This window comes from Pseudomonas sp. LS44 (genome assembly GCF_024730785.1).
Lineage (GTDB): Bacteria > Pseudomonadota > Gammaproteobacteria > Pseudomonadales > Pseudomonadaceae > Aquipseudomonas.
Genome location: NZ_CP102830.1, coordinates 388,189 through 407,538, shown reverse-complemented (window position 1 = coordinate 407,538; position 19,350 = coordinate 388,189). Strand labels below are relative to the sequence as shown.

The window sequence follows — 19,350 nt, the reverse complement described above, 5'->3', positions numbered from 1 at the left end:
GTTAACGCTACTGACACGGCCGCGTCAGTAGCGTTAACAGGCCCTTACCACAAGCCGCTTTCAAGGAGCGCACCATGACCTACCATCCCCTCTGGTTAGACCTCGGCCAGCATTGGAAATGGATCGCCTTGCGCGGTTTCGCTGCGCTGCTGTTCGGCCTACTCGCCCTGGCCTGGCCGGGCCTGGTGCTGACTACTCTGGTGATCTTCTGGGGCGCCTATGCGCTGACAGACGGCGTGTTCTCATTGATCGGCGCCTGGCGCATGCGCCATGAAGGCGAGCCGCTGTGGCCGCTGTTGGTGGTCGGTGTGCTGGGCGTGGTCGCCGGGCTGGTGGCCCTGTTCTGGCCGCAACTGACCGCCCTCGGCCTACTGATCCTGATCGCCGTCTGGGCCATTGCCATCGGCGCGTTGCAGATCATCGCCGCGCTGCGTGTGCGTCAGCTGCTCGATAACGAATGGTGGCTGGGCCTGTCCGGCACGGTCTCGCTGCTGTTCGGCCTGATGATCCTGGTCTTCCCCGGCGCCGGTGCGCTGGCGCTGGTATGGCTGATCGGCGTCTTCGCGGTGTTATTCGGCGTCTTGCTGATTTTGTTGGCCTGGCGCCTGCGCGGCACTGTGACATTGGGTGCATGAAGCCGTCCGTAGCGACGTCCATCCCGCCGCGCGACTGGTGCGTGCTGCGCCTGGACGACAACGGCAATCAATTCGTCGTGTGCGGCGATCTGGACCAGCACGACGCCGAAGCACTGGCCGCCGATTACCAGGCCCGCGGCCACAAACAGAGCTACTGGGCGCAACGCAGCGGCACACCGATTCGTAGGGTGGGTTACGCCGCTGCGCGGCTAACCCACCCTACAAAATCGGTGCGTAACACTTAACGGGTACATAGCTTTCGAAAAGGAGTCCGCACGATGAAAGGTTCCACCCTCCTGTTATTGGCCAGCTTGCTCGGCCTGCCGCTGCTGAGCTCGGCCCAGGAGCCGGAATCTTGTGCCACGGTGCGCTTCTCGGATGTCGGCTGGACCGATATCACCGTCACCACCGCAGTCGCCAGCGAATTGCTCGAAGCCCTCGGCTACCAGACCAAGACCAGCATGCTCTCGGTGCCGGTGACCTACCGCTCGCTGCAGAACAACGATCTCGACGTGTTCCTCGGCAACTGGATGCCGACCATGGAAAACGATCTCAAGCCGTATCGCGACAAGGGCACGGTGGAAACCCTGCGCGCCAATCTGCAAGGCGCCAAATACACCCTGGCGGTGCCCGCCTACGTGTACGACGCCGGCCTACATGATTTCGCCGACATCGCGCGCTTCCACGAGCAACTGGACGGCAAGCTGTATGGCATCGAGCCGGGCAACGACGGCAACCGCCTGATCCAGAGCATGATCGACAAAAACGCCTTCGCCCTCGGCAAGTTCAAGCTGGTCGAATCCAGCGAAGCGGCGATGCTCGCCCAGGTCCAGCGCGCCGCCCGCACCCAGCAGTGGCTGGTGTTCCTCGGCTGGGAGCCGCACCCGATGAACCAGCGCCTGCCAATGCGCTATCTGACCGGCGGCGACGAGTTCTTCGGTCCCGACCTGGGGCGTGCCACGGTGTACACCAATGTGCGCAAGGGCTATGCCGAGGAATGCGCGAATGTCGGCAAATTGCTGTCCAACCTGGAGTTCAGCCTGGAGATGGAAAACCGGCTGATGGATGCCGTACTCAACGACAAAGCCAAACCACGCGCCGCCGCTCGCGCCTGGCTCAAGGCCAATCCGCAGCAGCTCGATGCCTGGCTCGCCGGCGTGACCAGCCGCGATGGCCAGCCGGGGCTGCCGGTGGTCAAGGCCAAGTTGGCCCCCTGAGCCTGGCGGCGGCCGCTCGCTCCTGTTCACGCTGTCCGTGGTGGAAGATCGATGACCATGCTGACCGATGAAAAAATCCCCCTAGGCCAGACCGTCGCCGACTGGGTGGATTGGCTGACCCGCCACGGCGCCAGCTATTTCGACCCGTTCGCCGCCGGCCTGGAGCAGCTGATTCACGGCCTGACTCAAGCACTGCTGTGGTTTCCGCCGCTGCTGCTGATCGGCCTGTTCGCCTTGTTCACCCAACTGTTGCAACGCCGTTGGGGCCTGACCCTGTTTTGCGGTCTGGCGCTGCTGCTGATCCTCAACCTCGGCTATTGGCAGGAGACCCTGGAAACCCTCGCCCAGGTGCTGTTCGCCACTTTGGTCTGCGTGTCGATCGGCGTGCCGCTGGGGATTCTCGCCGCGCACCGGCCGACCCTCTACACGCTGATGCGCCCGGTGCTCGACCTGATGCAGACGGTGCCGACCTTCGTCTACCTGATCCCAACCCTGACCCTGTTCGGCCTCGGCGTGGTGCCGGGGCTGATCTCCACCGTGGTGTTCGCCATCGCCGCGCCGATCCGCCTGACCTATCTGGGCATCAGCGGCGTACCCCACGAACTGCTGGATGCCGGCAAGGCGTTCGGTTGCTCGCGCCGCCAACTGCTCACGCGCATCGAACTGCCGCACGCCATGCCGAGCATCGCCGTCGGCGTGACCCAATGCATCATGCTCTCGCTGTCGATGGTGGTGATCGCCGCGCTGGTCGGCGCCGATGGCCTCGGCCGGCCGGTGGTCAACGCGCTGAACACCGCCGACATCGGCCTGGGCTTCGAAGCCGGGCTGGCCATCGTGCTGCTGGCGATCATTCTCGACCGGGTTTGCAAGCAGCCGGCGCCGCGCAGCAAGGAGGTCCCCGCATGAGCCTGATCCGCTGCGAACACGTCGATGTGATTTTCGGCAAAGCGCCGCGCCGCGCCCTGCCGCTGCTGCAACAAGGCCTCAGTCGCGATCAGGTGCTGCAGCGCAGTGGCCAGCTGGTCGGCGTTGCCAACATCAACCTGACTGTCGAACGCGGTGAAACCTGCGTGCTGATGGGCCTCTCCGGTTCGGGAAAATCCACCCTGCTGCGCTGCATCAACGGCCTCAACCGAGTCACCCGTGGCCACCTGCTGATCGAACACCAGGGCACGGCGCTGGATATCGCCAGTTGCACGGCGGCGCAGCTCAAGGAACTGCGCACCCAGCGGATCGCCATGGTGTTTCAGAAATTTGCCCTGCTGCCCTGGCTGACGGTCGGCGAAAACATCGGTTTCGGTCTCGAACTGCAAGGCCGCCCGGCCGCCGAGCGGCGTCGGCGAGTGAATGAAAAACTCGAACTGGTCGGCCTCAGCCAGTGGCGCGACAAACGCCCCGAGCAGCTCTCCGGCGGCATGCAACAGCGCGTCGGCCTGGCTCGCGCGCTGGCCATGGATGCCGACATCCTGCTCATGGACGAACCCTTCTCGGCCCTCGACCCGCTGATTCGCCAGCAGTTGCAGGACGAACTGCTGACCCTGCAACGCAGCCTCAACAAGACCATCGTGTTCGTCAGCCACGACCTCGACGAAGCGCTGAAACTCGGCAACCGCATCGCCATCATGAAAGACGGGCGCATCGTCCAGTACGGCCAGCCGGAAGACATCGTCCTCAATCCGGCCGACGATTACGTGCGCAGCTTCGTCGCCCACACCAACCCGCTCAACGTGCTCAGCGGCCGCAGCCTAATGCGCCCGCTGAGCGCCTGCCGTCATGAAGACGGGGAAATCTGCCTGGACCGCAGCGACGACTGCTGGCTGGACCCGGGCGCCGACCAATGCCCGACCGCCGCGCGCCAGGGCAGCCAGTCGTTCAGCCTGCAAAGCTGGACACCCGGCCAGCCGGTCGCCGCGTTGCGCCAGCAACCGACCGTGGTCGACGTGCAGATCGCCATGCGCGACGCTCTACAGATCCGCTATCACACCGGCCACCAACTGGTGCTCCAGGAAAGCGGCCGGGTGGTCGGCCTGCTCGGCGACCACGAGCTGTATCACGCGCTGATTGGCAAACCGGGAGAAGCAGTGCAGGAGCGGCGGTTGGCTTGAGATTCGACCGTTTGCCGCATCCCCTCTACCTAGCCCTCTCCCCAGAGGGGCGAGGGGACTGAACGGCGGGGAGTTCCAACCCTGCGGCCAACGCCAAACCGTAGCCCGGATGCAATCCGGGGAAATGGACTGCCGATATCTCGCTTCCCGGATTGCATCCGGGCTACACACTGATCGGTAAGCCGGGGTGGCGATGCAGCCGCATCGGTTGAGGTGTTCGATCGCTCGCCGCTCCCCCTCTCCCTAGCCCTCTCCCCGCAGGGGCGAGGGGACTGAACGATGGGGAGTTCCAACCCCTTGCGGCCAACGCCAACCGTAGCCCGGGTGCAATCCGGGGAAATGGACTGCCGATATCTCGCTTCCCGGATTACATCCGGGCTACGTCGCTGAACCAATCATCACCCCCTCTCCCGAACGCCTAGATGCTTCATTGAGCCACGTGGATGGGTCGGGCCGCGCAGGTCGAGCGAAGCGATACCCATCAGCAGCGCTGAACCTATCGTCACCCCTATCCCATGAATGGGCGAGGGGCCGGGGGAGAGGGTCGGACGAGCACGCAGAAATTGGCAAGTCGCCCGCCGCCAGCCTAAAGTCCCCGGGAAGCCGCCTTAAGGAAAATCATGCCCAGCCCGTTGCCGCTTGACGCTCGCACCGCCCGGATACTGCCGTGGATCGTCGCCATCGCCTTCTTCATGCAAACCCTCGACGGCACTATTCTCAACACCGCCCTACCGGCGATGGCCCGCGATCTGGCCGAAGATCCGTTGCGCATGCAGTCGGTAGTGATCTCCTACATGCTCACCGTGGCGCTGCTGATTCCCGCCTCGGGGTGGATCGCCGATCGCTTCGGCACGCGGCGGATATTCTTCGGCGCGATCCTCCTGTTCAGCCTCGGCTCGCTGCTCTGTGCGCTGTCGGAAAGCCTGGTGCAATTGGTCGGTGCCCGGGTGGTCCAGGGCCTCGGTGGCGCGCTGATGATGCCGGTCGGACGGCTGATCGTGCTGCGCGCTTACCCGCGCAGCGAGCTGGTGCGGATCATGAGCTTCATCACCATCCCCGGCCTGCTCGGCCCACTGATGGGTCCGACCCTCGGCGGCTGGCTGGTGGAGTACACCAGCTGGCATTGGATCTTCCTCATCAACCTGCCGGTCGGCGTGCTGGGCTGCATCGCCGCGCTGACCCTGATGCCGGATTTGCGCGGCCCGGAACGCAGCCGTTTCGACGCCGTCGGCTTCATGCTGTTCGGCGCGGCGATGGTGCTGATCACCATCGCCTTGGAAGGCCTTGGCGAACTGCATCTGCCGCACCTGCGCGTGCTGCTCCTGCTGGTCGGCGGCCTGGCCTGCCTGGCCGCCTATTGGCTGCGCGCCGGGCGCATCGAGCATCCGCTGTTTTCGCCCAGCCTGTTCCGCACCCGCACCTTTGCCGTTGGCATCCTTGGCAACCTGTTCGCTCGCCTGGGCAGCGGTGCCCTGCCGTTTCTGGTGCCGCTGCTGTTGCAGGTGGCGCTTGGCTACTCGCCGGCCCAGGCGGGGATGAGCATGATTCCCCTGGCCCTCTCGGCGATGGTCGCCAAGGGCCTGGCGCGACGATTGATCGAACGCGTTGGCTACCGCGGCGTGCTGACCGGCAACACCCTGGCGCTCGGCCTGATGCTGTGCAGCCTGGCGCTGGTCGACCCGGCGCATCCGTACTGGCTACTGCTGATCCAGCTGGCGGTGCTCGGCGGGATCAATTCCTTGCAGTTCACCGCAATGAACACCGTGACCCTGATCGACCTCGACGACCACGCGGCGAGCAGCGGCAACAGCCTGCTGTCGGTGGTCGCGCAACTCTCGCTGGGCCTCGGCGTCGCCAGTGCGGCGGCGCTGCTGGGCGGCTTCACCGCCTCGATCGGACAAGAGGTGAACAGCGTACTCGGCGCGTTCCAGGCGACCTTCCTGTGCGTCGGAGTCCTGACCATGTTCGCCGCGGCGATCTTCCTCCAGCTGACCCGCGAGGACGGTCGCAGCACCCGCAAGGTTGAGGTGGTGCCGGAGGAGTGACCCGTAGGATGGGTCGGACCGCGCAGGTTGAGTCGCGTAGCGGCGATACCCAGCAAGAGGGTTGCGATGGGTATCGCTGCGCTCAGACTGCGCGGCCCGGCCCATCCTACGAGCTGGAGGAATAGCGAAGTGGGTAGGACGCCGCACCGCGAGTCCGGCCGCCACGGAATCCCGCGGCCGGCCTGTTACAATGCGCGCCATTTCCGCTTCCCCAGGCCGCCGCCGTGACTTCCACCGCCTTCGACTCTCTGCCGCTTTCCCCCGCCATGCTCGCCAACCTGGCGAGCCTCGGCTACGCGCAGATGACCCCGATCCAAGCCCAAAGCCTGCCGCTGATGCTCAAGGGCCAGGACCTGATCGCCCAGGCCAAGACCGGTAGCGGCAAGACCGCGGCGTTCGGCATCGCCCTGCTCGACCCGCTCAATCCGCGCTTCTTCGGTTGCCAGGCACTGGTCATGTGCCCGACCCGCGAACTCGCCGATCAGGTCGCCAAGGAGCTGCGCCGGCTGGCCCGCGCCGCCGATCACATCAAAATCCTCACCCTCTGTGGCGGCGTGCCGTTCGGTCCGCAGATCGGCTCGCTGGAGCACGGCGCGCACATCATCGTCGGCACCCCGGGACGCATTCAGGAACACCTGCGCAAAGGCACTCTGAAACTCGACAGCCTCAACACCCTGGTTCTCGACGAAGCCGACCGCATGCTCGACATGGGCTTCTACGACAGCATCGCCGAGATCATCGAACAGACCCCGGCCAAGCGGCAGACCCTGCTGTTTTCCGCCACCTATCCGGCCGGCATCGGCCAACTGTCCGCACGCTTCATGCGCAATCCGCAGCGCGTCGAAGTCGAGGCGCTGCACAGCGACAGCCAGATCGAGCAGCGCTTCTACGAAATTGCCCCGGACCAGCGCCTCGACGCGGTGCTGCGCGTGCTCGGCAGCATCCGCCCGCAGTCCTGCGTGGCCTTCTGCTTCACCAAGCAGCAATGCCAGGAAGTGGTCGAGCTGCTGCAGAGCAAGGGCATCGTCGCCGCCGCGCTGAACGGTGACCTGGAACAGCGCGACCGCGATCAGGTCCTGGCGATGTTCGCCAACCGCAGCCTCAGCGTGCTGGTCGCCACCGATGTCGCCGCGCGCGGCCTGGACATCGACGGCCTGGATCTGGTGATCAACGTCGAGCTGGCCCGCGATGCGGAAATCCACATCCACCGCGTCGGCCGTACCGGTCGCGCCGGCGAGAGCGGCGTGGCGGTCAGCCTGGTCGCGCCGGCCGAAGCGCAACGTGCACGCGCCATCGAGGAACTGCAGGGCAAGCCGCTCAAATGGAAGTCCTACGACGAGCTGCCGGCGCCGCGCGGCGAGCCGCTGCTGCCGCCGATGGCGACCCTGTGCATCAGCGGCGGGCGCAAGGACAAGGTGCGCCCCGGCGATATCCTCGGCGCCCTGACCGGCGATGCCGGCATCCCCGGCACGCAGGTCGGCAAGATCGCCCTGTTCGACTACCAGGCCTTCGTCGCCGTCGAGCGCGGGGTCGCCAAGCAGGCGCTCAAGCGTCTCAACGAAGGTAAGATCAAGGGCCGCTCGCTGAAAGTCCGCGCGCTGTAACAGGAACCGCCTCGTGCTAAACACCGAAGTCATCATCCTGGGCGCCGGCGCGGCTGGACTGATGTGCGCCTTTCAGGCCGCCAAGCGCGGGCGTCGCGTGCTGCTGCTCGACCACGCCAACAAGGCCGGCAAGAAAATCCTCATGTCCGGCGGCGGGCGCTGCAACTTCACCAACATGTACAGCGAGCCGGGCAATTTTCTCTCGGAGAACCCGCACTTCTGCAAGTCGGCGCTGGCGCGCTACAGCCAGTGGGATTTCGTCGAGCTGGTGGTCAAGCACGACGTGCCGTACCACGAGAAGAAGCTCGGCCAGCTGTTCTGCGACCGCAAGTCCAGCGACATTCTCGAAATGCTGCTATTCGAGTGCGCCGAGCACGGCGCCGAGCTGCGTCTGGACACCTCGATCCAGCAGATCGAGAAAACCGCCAGCGGCTATCTGCTGGAAACCAGCGCCGGGCAGATGGCCTGCCAATCGCTGGTGATCGCCACCGGTGGGCTGTCGATTCCGACCCTCGGCGCCACCGGGTTCGGCTATCAGGTGGCGCGCCAGTTCGGCCACCACGTGCTGGCGACCCGCGCCGCGCTGGTGCCGTTCACCATCACCGAACCGCAGTTGAAGGCCCTGTGCACCGAGTTGTCCGGCACCTCGGTGGAGGACTGCGTGGTCAGCTGCAACGGCCAGAGCTTCAAGGAAAACATCCTGTTCACACACCGCGGTTTGAGCGGTCCGGCGATCCTGCAGATCTCCTCCTACTGGCAGCCGGGCGACAGTGTCGAGATCAACCTGCTGCCGCATATCGACCTGCCCGAGTGGCTGGCCGAGCAACAGCGCACGCGGCCCAATACCGAGCTGAAAACTCTGCTCGCCGAGCTGTTCACCAAGAAGATGGCCGGCTTGCTGGCCGAGCAGTGGTTCGACTCCAAGCCGCTCAAGCAGTACACGCCGAGCGAACTCACGGCGATTGCCGAGCATCTGGCGGCCTGGACGCTGGTGCCGGCGGGCACCGAGGGTTACCGCACCGCCGAGGTGACCCTGGGCGGCGTGGACACCCGCGAGGTGTCGTCGAAAACCTTCGAATCGCTGAAGTCGCCGGGGCTGTATTTCATCGGCGAAGTGCTCGACGTCAGCGGTCACTTGGGCGGCTTCAACTTCCAATGGGCCTGGGCCTCGGGCTTCGCCGCCGCGCAGTTCGTCTAGCGGCGCTCCACGTCTTCTGTAGAAGCGAATTTATTCGCGATGGATTGCCCCTGGACTGTCTGGATCGCGAATAAATTCGCTCCTACAGGGAGACAGGATGGGTCGAGCGCAGCGATACCCATCGATGGTGGCCGAGCTGGATACCGCCGGTGGGTTACGCGCCGCAGACAGTTTTCCGGGGCTACCAGACTGTGCACTTGGCGCCGCCAACCCACTCTACGATGGCGCATTGTCACTCGGTGTCAGCCCCAGGACGATATCGAAGCGCGCCAGCTGCTCACCGTTCGCCCCCGGCAGGAAATCCACCTGCAGCAACTCGCGCGCCCGTGCATCGGCAACGCCATTGAGCACGAAGTCGTCGGCGTTGCGCGGCTCGCCACGGATATAGCACTGAGTGGTGAAGCGCGGCTGGCCGGGCAACGTCACCGCCACATGGATATGCGGGGTGCGCGACGAATAGGCCACTGGGCGAATGGTGCGAAAGCGGTATTCGCCGCTGCTGGCGGTCTCGAAACGGCCATAGCCCTGGAAGCCGGCATCGCGGCGCTGCCGGCTGCCACTCCGGCTGTGTAGGTAGATGCCGTCGGCGTCGACCTGCCAGATCTCCACCAGCGCCTGCTTCAGCGGCTCGCCGCGAGCGTCGAGAATCCGTCCGTGCAGCTCGACCAGCGTGCCCAGCGCCGACTGGCCGTCAACCTGCACCAGGTCGTTGTCGCGATCCAGCGGCAACTGGTCGGGGTAGAAGGGCCCGGCGGTTTGCCGCGGAGTCAGCAGCAGATCGGCCCAGGCACCGGGAGCGCTCAGGGCCAGGGCGGCGCAGGCGGCGGTTATAGGGGAACGCTTGCATAGGCACCTCCCGACTGCGGTCTAGCAACTGCTCTCTGTAGGAGCGAATTTATTCGCGATGGGTTGTGCCTGGATCGCCAATAAATTCGCTCCTACAACAGCGCCAGCAGCTCTTCCGCCGGTCGGCACGCCAGGTCGTGGGCCTCGGCGACGCCGGTGTAGGTCAGCGCGCCCCGCGCCACGTTGAGGCCATGACGCAGATGCACGTCTTCCTCCAACGCGCGGCGCACGCCCTTGTCGGCCAGGGCCAGGACGAACGGCAAGGTGGCGTTGTTCAGCGCCAGGGTCGAGGTGCGCGCCACGCCGCCGGGCATGTTGGCCACGCAGTAATGCACCACACCATCGACCTTGTAAGTCGGCTCGGCGTGGGTGGTCGGCCGCGAGGTTTCCGCGCAGCCGCCCTGGTCGATGGCCACGTCGACCAGCACCGCGCCAGTTTTCATCTGCCTGACCATCTCCGCGCTGATCAGCTTGGGCGCCGCGGCCCCGGGAATCAGCACGCCGCCGATCACCAGATCGGCGCCGGTAACCTGTTCGGCCACTGCGGTGTGTGTCGAATACAGGGTGGCGATGCGGTTGCCAAACTGGGTATCCAGGCGCCGCAAGGCGTCGACGCTGCGATCCAGTACGGTGACTTCCGCCCCGAGGCCGACCGCCATGGCCAACGCGTGGCTGCCAACCACGCCGCCGCCGAGAATCACCACCTTGCCCGGCGCCACCCCCGGCACGCCGCCGAGCAACACACCGCGCCCGCCCTGGGCGCTCTCCAGACAATGCGCGCCGGCCTGGATCGACATGCGTCCGGCGACCTCGGACATCGGCGCCAACAGCGGCAGGCGACCCTGGGCGTCGGTGACGGTTTCGTAGGCGATGCAGGTGGCGCCGCTGGCCAACAGCTCGTCGGTCTGCGGCCGATCCGGGGCCAGATGCAGGTAGGTGAATAGGGTCTGCTCCGGGCGCAGCTGGGCACGCTCTGCGGCCTGCGGCTCCTTGACCTTGACGATCAGCTCGGCGGCGGCGAAGACCTCGGCGGCGGTGGCGACGATGTGCGCGCCAACCGCCTGGTAATCGGCGTCGCTGAAGCCGATCGCCGCCCCGGCCTGGCTCTGCACCCAGACCTCATGGCCGTGACCGAGCAGTTCGGCGACCGACTGCGGGGTGAGGCCGACACGATATTCGTGGACTTTGATTTCCTTGGGGACACCGATGCGCATGGCTAGCTCCCGTGGACGGGTGTGTCTGAAAGTCTAGGAAGCCCAGGCCAGCGGAGGGCCCTGAAGATCGCCGCGGTTTTGGGCGATTCCCCTGAAAATCGCGACCTGTGTAGGTTGGTGCGTAGGTTGGCGCTGAGCGCAGCGACGCCCAACATCTGCACGGATGACATCAGCGCGTAGGGGAAGCGTTGCGTGTTCTGAAAAACTACGACCTCTGTAGGTTGGTGCTGAGCGTAGCGATGCCCAACATCTCTCCAAGACCACCGGCGGCGCGCGGGAGCGCAATGCACTCCTCGTTGGGCATCGCTTCGCTCAGCGCCAACCTACGAGCACCAATCTACGTCTTGCCCTTCATCTCGCTCATGCCCTGCAGCAACTCGATCGGCAGCGGGAAGACGATGGTCGAGCTCTTGTCGCCGGCGATGCTGCTCAGCGTCTGCATGTAGCGCAGCTGCATGGCGCCGGCCTGGCGGTTGAGCATTTCCGCGGCCTGCATGAGTTTTTCCGAAGCCTGCAGCTCGCCCTCGGCGTGGATCACCTTGGCGCGCCGCTCGCGCTCGGCCTCGGCCTGTTTGGCGATGGCGCGGATCATCGATTCGTTGAGGTCGACGTGCTTGATCTCCACGTTGGCCACCTTGATGCCCCAGGCGTCGGTCTGCGCGTCGAGCACCTGCTGGATGTCGGCGTTGAGCCGCTCGCGCTCGGCGAGCAGCTCGTCCAGCTCGTGTTTGCCGAGCACCGCGCGCAGGGTGGTCTGCGCCAGTTGGCTGGTGGCCATGAGGAAGTCCTCGACCTGGATGATCGCCTTCTGCGGGTCGAGCACACGGAAGTACACCACCGCATTGACCTTGACCGACACGTTGTCGCGGGTGATCACGTCCTGCGGCGGCACATCGAGGACCACGGTACGTAGGTCGACGCGGACCATCTGCTGGATCACCGGGATGATGATCACCAGCCCAGGGCCCTTGACCTTCCAGAAGCGCCCGAGCTGGAACACCACGCCGCGCTCGTACTCGCGCAACACGCGAAAGGCCGAAACCAGCAACACCACCAGGATGACCAGCAGCGGTGCGAACGTCAGGGTGAAACTCATGGTTAGTCTCCTTCACGCGACGATTCGTCCGCCGCCTCGACATCCAAGCGCAGGCCCTCGCGGGCGACTACGCGTACTTGTTGCCCGGGCCGCAGCGGCGCCCGGCTGACCACTTGCCACTGTTCGCCCTGCAGCTGCACCCAGCCGCCCAGCGGGTTGCCGGCCTGCACCGCCGCCACCGCCGCCAGGCTGCCGACCAGCCCGGCGTCACCGCTGACCACGTCGCGCCGGCGCGCCTTCATGGCCATGCCGAGGATGCCGAAGATCAGCAAGGCGCTGGCCAGCGCCAGGCCGACGATCACCACCAGCGGAATGCCGAAGCCCGGCACTTCGGTGTCGATCAGAATCACCGCGCCGACCACGAAGGCCGCCACCCCGCCGATGCCGATCACGCCGAAGCTGGGCATGAACGCCTCCGCCGCCATCAGCGCCGTACCGAGGAGGATCAGGGCGATGCCGGCGTAGTTCACCGGCAGCAATTGCAGGGCGTAGAGGGCGAGGATCAGGCAGATACCGCCGACCACCCCGCCGACCGCTGAGCCGGGATTGGAAAATTCGAAGATCAGCCCGTAGATGCCGATCATCATCAGGATCAGCGCCACACTCGGGTTGGTGATCACCGCCAGCAGCCGCGTGCGCCAGTCCGGCGCATGCTCGACCACTACGGCGCCGGCGGTGCGCAAGCGGACTTCGCCGGTGGCGGTTTTCAGCGTCTTGCCCTCCAGTTGGCGCAGCAGGTCCGGCAGGTCAACGGCCACGTAGTCGATCACCTTCTGCTGCAACGCCTCCTTGGCGGACAGGCTGACCGCCTCGCGCACCGCCTGCTCGGCCCACTGGGCATTGCGCCCGCGCAGCTGGGCGAGGCCGCGGATGTAGGCGGCGGCATCGTTGACCTGTTTCTTGGTCAGCGCATCGTCCGCCGGCGGCTCTTTCGCCTCCTTCTCCCCAGGCTTGGCCGGCTTATCCGGCGGTGTCCCGGGCATGCCGCCGATCTGCACCGGGGTGGCGGCACCGAGGTTGGTGCCCGGAGTCATCGCCGCCACATGGCTGGCATAGAGGATGTAGGTGCCGGCGCTGGCGGCCCGCGCGCCGCCGGGATTGACGTAGGTGGCCACCGGCACCGGGCTGGCGAGGATCGCCTTGATGATGTCGCGCATCGAGGTATCCAGACCGCCGGGAGTGTCCATGCGGATCACCACCAGCTGCGCCTGGTCCTCCTCGGCACGCGTCAGGCCACGGATCAGGTAGTCGGCGCTGGCCGGGCCGATGGCGCCGTCGACGCTGAGCACCGTCACCGTCACCGGCGCGCTCGCCGCAGCTGTTATACCGGCCACCGTGCACAGCGCGAGCAGCAGCAACACGGAGCACAGCGGATGCTTGTTCATGGGTTCCTCCCGGCCATCGAGGATGGCTGTGGAAACACCCCGCGTCCCTGCGTCGGCTGGTGGATACCTCAAGGATAGTCGAGTGTTTTTTTCGCCGGGCGATTGCCTCAGCCGCACACCGAACCGAGCAGGCCTGGACAGGTGCCAGGGCGTAGGAGCGGACTGATCCGTAATAGCCGGCGACGCGGATCGCGAATGAATTCGCTCCTACACCGACCGCGCTTGCAGCCGCTCTCTCGTAGGATGGGTCGGGCCGCGTGGGTCGAGCGTAGCGATACCCATCACATCCATCGTTGGGTATCGCTGCGCTCAACCTGCGCGCCCGACCCAACCTACCAAAGCTACGCGTTCACGGCAGATGATCGGCCACGAAGTCCGCTTCCGAGCGTGCCTCCAGGCGGCCTTTGCGGCACGCCTGCTGGAAGCGTTCGAAGTCACGCTCGTTCTGTTCTGCGTAGACCTGGGCGTACTCCAGCAGCGCGTCGGCGAGGCTGTCGCTCTTGCCGATATAGCCGCTGATCTCCGCCGCGCGGCCGGACGCCTTGGCATGCGCACGGGCCAACGCGCGCCCGCAGACCCGGCCGTAAGCCTCGAAAATGCTGCTGTCGAAGGTTTCCAATTCGGCCGAGATCTTCATGTCGCGCAATTGCCGCACATAGAAGTGTCGGCCATCGCTGCCCTTGGTCCAGCCGAGGAACAGGTCGCTGGCCGACTGCATCAGGCGCTGGCCTTCGACTACCCGCTGGCCTTCGTGGCGCGGCCGGGATTTGACCTTGAGGTAGTCGGCGAGCACCGAACGGCGCGCCTCCTTGAACTGCAGGAACAGCGGCTGCGCCTGATCGTCGGTGAGCAGCGCGACCAGACAACGGGTGCCGACGCTGCCGACGCCGACCACCTTGAACACCAGGTCGTGCACGTGAAACCGCGACAGCAGTTCACGCCGATCCGCCTGCAGGGTGTTGCGATAGTCGCGCATCAAGGTCTGGTAGAGCGGCTGCCAGTGCTTCAGGCGCATCCAGTCGTCGTCCTTGTCGAGCAGGCTGCTGCGTTCATGCAGATGGAAGATCTCCGGCAGGTCGTCGCGAATGTGCAGGCGGCCATGCTCATCGCGCTCACTGATCTTCGGCAACAGTTCGGCATGGGTGCGCCGTGCCGCCTTGTCCATGCTGCGCTGCACCTCTTTGACGGCGCTTTGGGTATTGGCTTGTTCGAGCAGATCGTCGTAGCTGAGGCGGTCGTACCAGATTTCCAGCGCGCCCTGCTCGGCATGCTCGGCCATGGTCTTCTGGTAGGCGCCGACCACTTCGCGGCACACCGCTTGCGCCACGCCCTCGCTGTGGCGCAGGTCGCGGGCGGCGACCATGAAGCTCGCTACCAGGCGCTTGAGGTCCCATTCCCAGGGGCCGGGATGGGTTTCGTCGAAGTCATTGACGCCAAACAACAGGTTGCGTTCCGGGGTCGCGAAACCGCCGAAGTTCATCAGGTGACAGTCGCCGCAGATCGGCGCGCTTACGCCCATGTTCGGCGTGCCGGCCAAATCGTGAGCCTGCAGCAGCGCACTGCCGCGATAGAAAGCGAATGGCGACACCAGCATGCGGCCATTGCGCAGCGCCACCAGCGATTTGACTCGGCCGGCGCCGGAGGCCTCGATCAGCGGTAGCGGGTCGCGGTCAATGTGGCCAGGCTCGGCGTGCGCACTGCGCGGGCATTGGTCGCGGGCCGCCTTGCCCTGTTTGCGATAGTCCTTGAGTTCGCTCATGCAATCCCTCCCCGGTTGGCCATGCTGTGCCGAGCTTAGCGGATTGCCTGGAGAACGAGTGCGGTCGGCGCTGCAATAAAAAGCCCCGCGCGAGGCGGGGCTTTTTATTGCAGCTAGGAGCCTTTTACAGCGTGCGGCCGATCAATACGCCGCGTCAGCCACGGTGCGTTGTTCGCGCGCCTTGTCGCCGAGCTTGAGGCTGCGATACAGCGCCACCAGCACGACGAGGAACAGCGGGCCGACATACAGCGCGATGCGGGTGTCCTCGAAGAACGCCATCAGGCCGACCACCAGGGCTAGGAAGGCCAGCGCCAGGTAGTTGCTCAGCGGCGACAGCCACATCTTGAACTGCAACTTGCCGGTTTCCGCGGCGCTCAGGGTGCGGCGGAACTTCAGCTGCGAGAGCAGGATCATCGCCCAGGTCCAGATCGCGCCGAAGGTAGCGATCGAGGTGACCCAGACGAAGACTTTCTCCGGCGCCAGGTAGTTGGCTACCACGCCGAGCAGCAGGGCGAAGATCGACAGCAGCAGCGCGTTGCGCGGCACGCCGTTCTTCGAGGTCTTGGCGAAGGCTTTCGGCGCTTGGCCGTCCTGGGCCAGGCTGTAGAGCATCCGACCGGTGCTGAAGATGCCGCCGTTGCAGGAACTCAGCGCGGCGGTGATCACCACGAAGTTGATAATGCCGGCGGCGGTCTTGATGCCGAGGCGCTCGAAGGTCATCACGAACGGGCTGCCCTGGGTGCCGATCTCGCTCCACGGGTAGATCGACATGATCACGAACAGCGCGCCAACGTAGAACAGCAGGATGCGCCAGAACACTGAGTTGATCGCGCCCGGCAGGCTCTTCTGTGGGTTCTTCGCTTCACCGGCGGTGAGGCCGATCATTTCCACGCCGAGATAGGCGAACATCACCATCTGCAGCGACATCAGCACGCCCTCGATGCCGTTGGGCATGAAGCCGCCGTGAGCCCAGAGGTTGCTGATCCCGGTAGCGACGCCGTCATTGCCGAAGCCGAAGACGATCATCCCGGCGCCGGCCAGGACCATGGCGATGATGGTGACGATCTTGATCAGGGCGAACCAGAACTCGAACTCGCCGAACGCCTTGACCGTGGCCAGGTTGATCGCGCCCATGCTGCCGAGCGCGGCCAGCGCCCAGATCCAGCGCGGGATCTCGGGGAACCAGATCTGCATGTAGATGGCCACCGCGGTGATTTCCGCGACGCAGGTCACCAGCCACAGGAACCAGTAGTTCCAGCCGGTCAGAAAGCCCGCCAGCGGGCCGAGGTATTCTTTCGCGTAGTGGCTGAACGAGCCGGCCACCGGGTTGTGCACGGCCATCTCGCCGAGGGCGCGCATGATCACCAGGATCGCCAGGCCGCCGATGAGGTAGGAGAGCATGATCGCCGGGCCGGCCATCTGGATGGCCTTGGCGGAGCCGAGGAACAGGCCGACGCCGATGCAGGCGCCGAGGGCCATCAGGCGAATGTGTCGCTCGCCCAGGCCGCGGTGGAGTTCATCTTTCTGCGACATGTAGAACCTTTTATTTTTGTAAAGGGTTATCCGGAGCGGACGGGTGGTCCGCTCCGCGTTGCGCCGTTGGCGGCTGATCGAGCAACCTCGGGCTTGCGGTCGATCAGGGGGCGCGAGGCCGCTCCTGAGTGATCGGGCGTTTTAAAGAAGGGGGCAAGCCGGCGCAACCAAGGACGCGACAAGAAGTTTCAAAACAGGGAAAGATGCCGCCACAGCATTCATTTGCAGTAAATAACCACGCCGATCAGCCAATCGACAGGAGACTATTGACTAGTACGCTCGTTCAGGCCAGAAAACCATTGGCCTTTAGCTAGCGGTTACAATCGGCCATCCATCTGACGACCGGCGACCATGCGCAAGACCGAATTGCTCCAACTGATCATCGCCGCGCTGCAGGTCGATCTCGACAATGCCCTGCGTGCCGCACGCACCGCCCACGAGACCGCCACTCACGAAGAAAACGTCGCCGAGAACAAGTACGACACCCTTGGCCTGGAAGCGGCGTACCTGGCGGCGGGGCAGTCGCGCCGCGCCGAGGAATTGCGCCAGGCACTGGCCGCTTATCGCAGCCTGGTGCTGCGGCCATTCGACGAGGCGCGCGGTGTGCAACTCGGCGCCTGGGTGACCCTGGCCGATGCGCAGGGCGTGGAACAGCAGTTTTTCCTCGGTCCGGACGGCGCCGGGCTGAAGGTGCGCCTTGCCGCCCAGGAGGTGCGGGTGATCAGCCCGCATGCGCCGCTCGGCCAGCAACTGCTCGGCAAGGGCCTCGGCGACGAGGTCCAGCTCGGCAGCGGCCGCCAGGCGCAGACCCTGGAGCTGGTGCATATCGAGTGAGACGTCAGGTTCACGCCCATGCCCTGCGGCGCGACGATCACCCCGAGCACGCCCCTGCGGCGGGCGGGATTAGTCGAGGCCGATGACTTTTGCCGCGACCAGCGAAACCATCACACCCCAGTGACGGCCCTGCACGCTCAGCGGCAGGAACACCACAATCGCAGTAATGCCACTGGGTAGGGTGGCCGCCGCCAGCCCGAGGCTGCGACAGGTGATGAGGTTGTCCTTATCGCCCTTGCTCATCGGCCCGAAGTACATGAAGCGGCTCTTCTGCGCATCGATCTCGGGGTTGCCAGTCGGCGCCTGTGTCAACTCGCTGCGGTTGGTTACGATATAACCACGCTCGGTCATTGGCGACAGCGACATCATCCCCGGAATGTTCTGCACGGTCTCATCGACGATGCCCTGGACCGCATCCCGCATTGGTCGCACCCAATTGACGTTGTGCTTCTGCGGATTGGTGCCGGCAATCGGCTGGTAGTTCTGATCGAACAGGTCGACGCCTTGGGCATGCAGGCCGTGCATGGCGTCCTGGATCCGGTCGCGACACGCCGAGAGGCCCTCACAGATCGACTCCAACCGGCTGTTGCCCACACTGAAACAGCCCAGCTGCTTGGTCATCCGATTGACGTCGTCACGCAGCAGGTCGGACTCGACCAGCGCTTTCTGCATGCCGCCACTGATTTTCGTCCCCAGTTCGCGAATCCCGATGCTGTGCTGGTGGCTTTCGCGGTTGGTCACCGACAACTCTTCCAGCGCCGAACCGACCATCAGCAGATCGCCGTTGGTGCTTTCGAAATCACGCACCATGCCTTCGAACTGTTCGGCGGCGGCTTTCACCGCGACGCTGGCTTGCGCCGCGCGCTCGACCATCTGAGTGCTGCTCTCGCCCGCGCCTTCCACGGCCCGGGTCATATCCTGCAGCAGGCCCTGGATCTGATCGGCCGCCTGGCCAACCTTGCCGGCCAGGTTGCGCACCTCGTCGGCCACCACGGCGAAACCGCGCCCTTGCTCACCGGCGCGGGCGGCTTCGATGGCAGCGTTGAGGGCGAGCATGTTGGTCTGCGCGGCGAAATCCAGCACGGTGTTGAGAATGCTGCGGATGTTGGTCGAGCTGCTCTGCAACTGCACCACTTCGCCCTGGAAAGCCCCCATCACGTCACTGATGCCGCCGATCTGCCGGCTGACTTCGGCCATTTCCTGCTGCGAGCTACGCGCCACCTCGAGGTTGCGGCCGTTCATATCGGCAATGCTGGCGGTACGCCGCGAGACTTCCTGCACGGCCGTGGCCGACTGTTCGCTGGAATGGAAAACCAGTTCGGAGAACTCCTCCTGGCTGCCGGCATTCGTAGCCGCCTGTTCGGCGAGGACGCGCGCCTGGCTGGAAGCAATAGCCACGCCGAGGCTGCGTAAGCGCACGTCCTCCACCACATCGCGAAGGCGCTTAAGCAAGCTGTTGTACTGTGTGGCGAGGCCAGCGCAGGCGCTACCCGGGGCGACGCGCAGATCGTGGGAGAGATCCAGTTTCTCGCCGTTGGCCGCAGCCAACAGGCTGGTGAACTGCTGGATATCCGCATCTGGCCTGCGCACGCGCAGGGCCAAAAGCACCCCGCCGAGGCCGATCAACACCGCGGCAATGAGCATGCTGCCTTGGCTGGTGAACAGCAGCAGACCGGCGCTGAGCAGCTGGCAGAGCAGCAACGCCAGGCTCAAGGAGTGGCTGGTAAAACGCAGAGAAGCACGTTCCGGCTCTTGAATAGAGAGCTGCGGAGCTGCCCAGGATTGGTTGGCTGACATCGATTACCCCGATCTTCTTATTTTTTGGCGATGAGCTGCACGGATTGGAATGCCGCTGGATTCCATCCGAGAGACCGTCCGG

At 65.2% G+C, this 19,350-nt stretch carries 16 protein-coding genes; 9 read left to right on the top strand and 7 right to left on the bottom strand.

What is annotated here, in order from left to right; translation table 11 throughout:
* The first annotated feature begins 74 nt into the window (after positions 1–74).
* From NVV93_RS01850 to NVV93_RS01815, 8 genes are all read left to right on the top strand, one after another.
* Positions 75–635: an HdeD family acid-resistance protein gene (locus NVV93_RS01850; protein WP_258252765.1), complete on the top strand. Its 561-nt coding sequence runs from the start codon at positions 75–77 to the stop codon at positions 633–635.
* On the top strand, positions 632–880 hold the full coding sequence (locus tag NVV93_RS01845; RefSeq protein WP_258252764.1) for a hypothetical protein: 249 nt from the start codon (positions 632–634) through the stop codon (positions 878–880). Before NVV93_RS01850 ends, NVV93_RS01845 begins: the two co-directional genes overlap by 4 nt.
* Before the next feature lie 33 nt (positions 881–913).
* Positions 914–1,852 carry a choline ABC transporter substrate-binding protein gene (locus NVV93_RS01840; RefSeq protein WP_258252763.1) on the top strand — a complete coding sequence of 313 codons (939 nt, stop codon included), beginning with the start codon at positions 914–916 and terminating at the stop codon, positions 1,850–1,852.
* A 57-nt stretch (positions 1,853–1,909) separates the two neighbouring features.
* Positions 1,910–2,758 (top strand): choline ABC transporter permease subunit, encoded by an 849-nt coding sequence (gene choW / locus NVV93_RS01835; protein WP_258254261.1) that lies wholly within the window; start codon positions 1,910–1,912, stop codon positions 2,756–2,758.
* A complete protein-coding gene (choV, locus tag NVV93_RS01830) occupies positions 2,755–3,957 on the top strand; it encodes a choline ABC transporter ATP-binding protein (protein ID WP_258252762.1) in 1,203 nt (400 codons plus the stop codon). Before choW ends, choV begins: the two co-directional genes overlap by 4 nt.
* A 620-nt stretch (positions 3,958–4,577) precedes the next feature.
* Entirely contained in the window at positions 4,578–6,002 is a 1,425-nt protein-coding gene (mdtD, locus tag NVV93_RS01825) for a multidrug transporter subunit MdtD (RefSeq protein ID WP_258252761.1), read from the top strand.
* A 224-nt stretch (positions 6,003–6,226) separates the two neighbouring features.
* Positions 6,227–7,606: an ATP-dependent RNA helicase DbpA gene (gene dbpA / locus NVV93_RS01820; RefSeq protein WP_258252760.1), complete on the top strand. Its 1,380-nt coding sequence runs from the start codon at positions 6,227–6,229 to the stop codon at positions 7,604–7,606.
* Between the two features lie 61 nt (positions 7,607–7,667).
* Positions 7,668–8,804, top strand: a complete 1,137-nt coding sequence (locus NVV93_RS01815) for an NAD(P)/FAD-dependent oxidoreductase (protein WP_375162919.1) — start codon at positions 7,668–7,670, stop codon at positions 8,802–8,804.
* Between the two features lie 216 nt (positions 8,805–9,020).
* Here NVV93_RS01815 and NVV93_RS01810 read toward each other — a convergent pair whose 3' ends face one another.
* The 6 genes from NVV93_RS01810 to NVV93_RS01785 all read right to left on the bottom strand — a co-directional run bounded on the left by NVV93_RS01810 (position 9,021) and on the right by NVV93_RS01785 (position 16,637).
* Positions 9,021–9,533, bottom strand: coding sequence for a protocatechuate 3,4-dioxygenase (locus tag NVV93_RS01810; protein WP_258252758.1), 513 nt, complete (start codon positions 9,531–9,533; stop codon positions 9,021–9,023).
* A gap of 209 nt (positions 9,534–9,742) precedes the next feature.
* The gene (gene ald / locus NVV93_RS01805; RefSeq protein WP_258252757.1) at positions 9,743–10,864 is read right to left on the bottom strand and encodes an alanine dehydrogenase; all 1,122 of its coding nucleotides are present in this window, start codon (positions 10,862–10,864) and stop codon (positions 9,743–9,745) included.
* Positions 10,865–11,201: 337 nt separating this feature from the next.
* Positions 11,202–11,960, bottom strand: a complete 759-nt coding sequence (locus NVV93_RS01800) for a slipin family protein (protein ID WP_258252756.1) — start codon at positions 11,958–11,960, stop codon at positions 11,202–11,204.
* A 2-nt stretch (positions 11,961–11,962) separates the two neighbouring features.
* Positions 11,963–13,345 (bottom strand): nodulation protein NfeD, encoded by a 1,383-nt coding sequence (locus NVV93_RS01795; protein ID WP_258252755.1) that lies wholly within the window; start codon positions 13,343–13,345, stop codon positions 11,963–11,965.
* 349 nt (positions 13,346–13,694) lie between these two features.
* Complete coding sequence (locus NVV93_RS01790) at positions 13,695–15,104, bottom strand: DUF2252 domain-containing protein (protein ID WP_258252754.1); 1,410 nt, start codon at positions 15,102–15,104, stop codon at positions 13,695–13,697.
* A gap of 141 nt (positions 15,105–15,245) precedes the next feature.
* Positions 15,246–16,637, bottom strand: a complete 1,392-nt coding sequence (locus NVV93_RS01785) for an amino acid permease (RefSeq protein WP_258252753.1) — start codon at positions 16,635–16,637, stop codon at positions 15,246–15,248.
* 351 nt (positions 16,638–16,988) lie between these two features.
* Between NVV93_RS01785 and NVV93_RS01780 the strand changes: the two genes are divergently transcribed.
* Positions 16,989–17,471 (top strand): GreA/GreB family elongation factor, encoded by a 483-nt coding sequence (locus tag NVV93_RS01780; protein WP_258252752.1) that lies wholly within the window; start codon positions 16,989–16,991, stop codon positions 17,469–17,471.
* Between the two features lie 69 nt (positions 17,472–17,540).
* Here NVV93_RS01780 and NVV93_RS01775 read toward each other — a convergent pair whose 3' ends face one another.
* Positions 17,541–18,668 (bottom strand): methyl-accepting chemotaxis protein, encoded by a 1,128-nt coding sequence (locus tag NVV93_RS01775; protein WP_375162918.1) that lies wholly within the window; start codon positions 18,666–18,668, stop codon positions 17,541–17,543.
* Positions 18,669–19,350 lie beyond the last annotated feature (682 nt).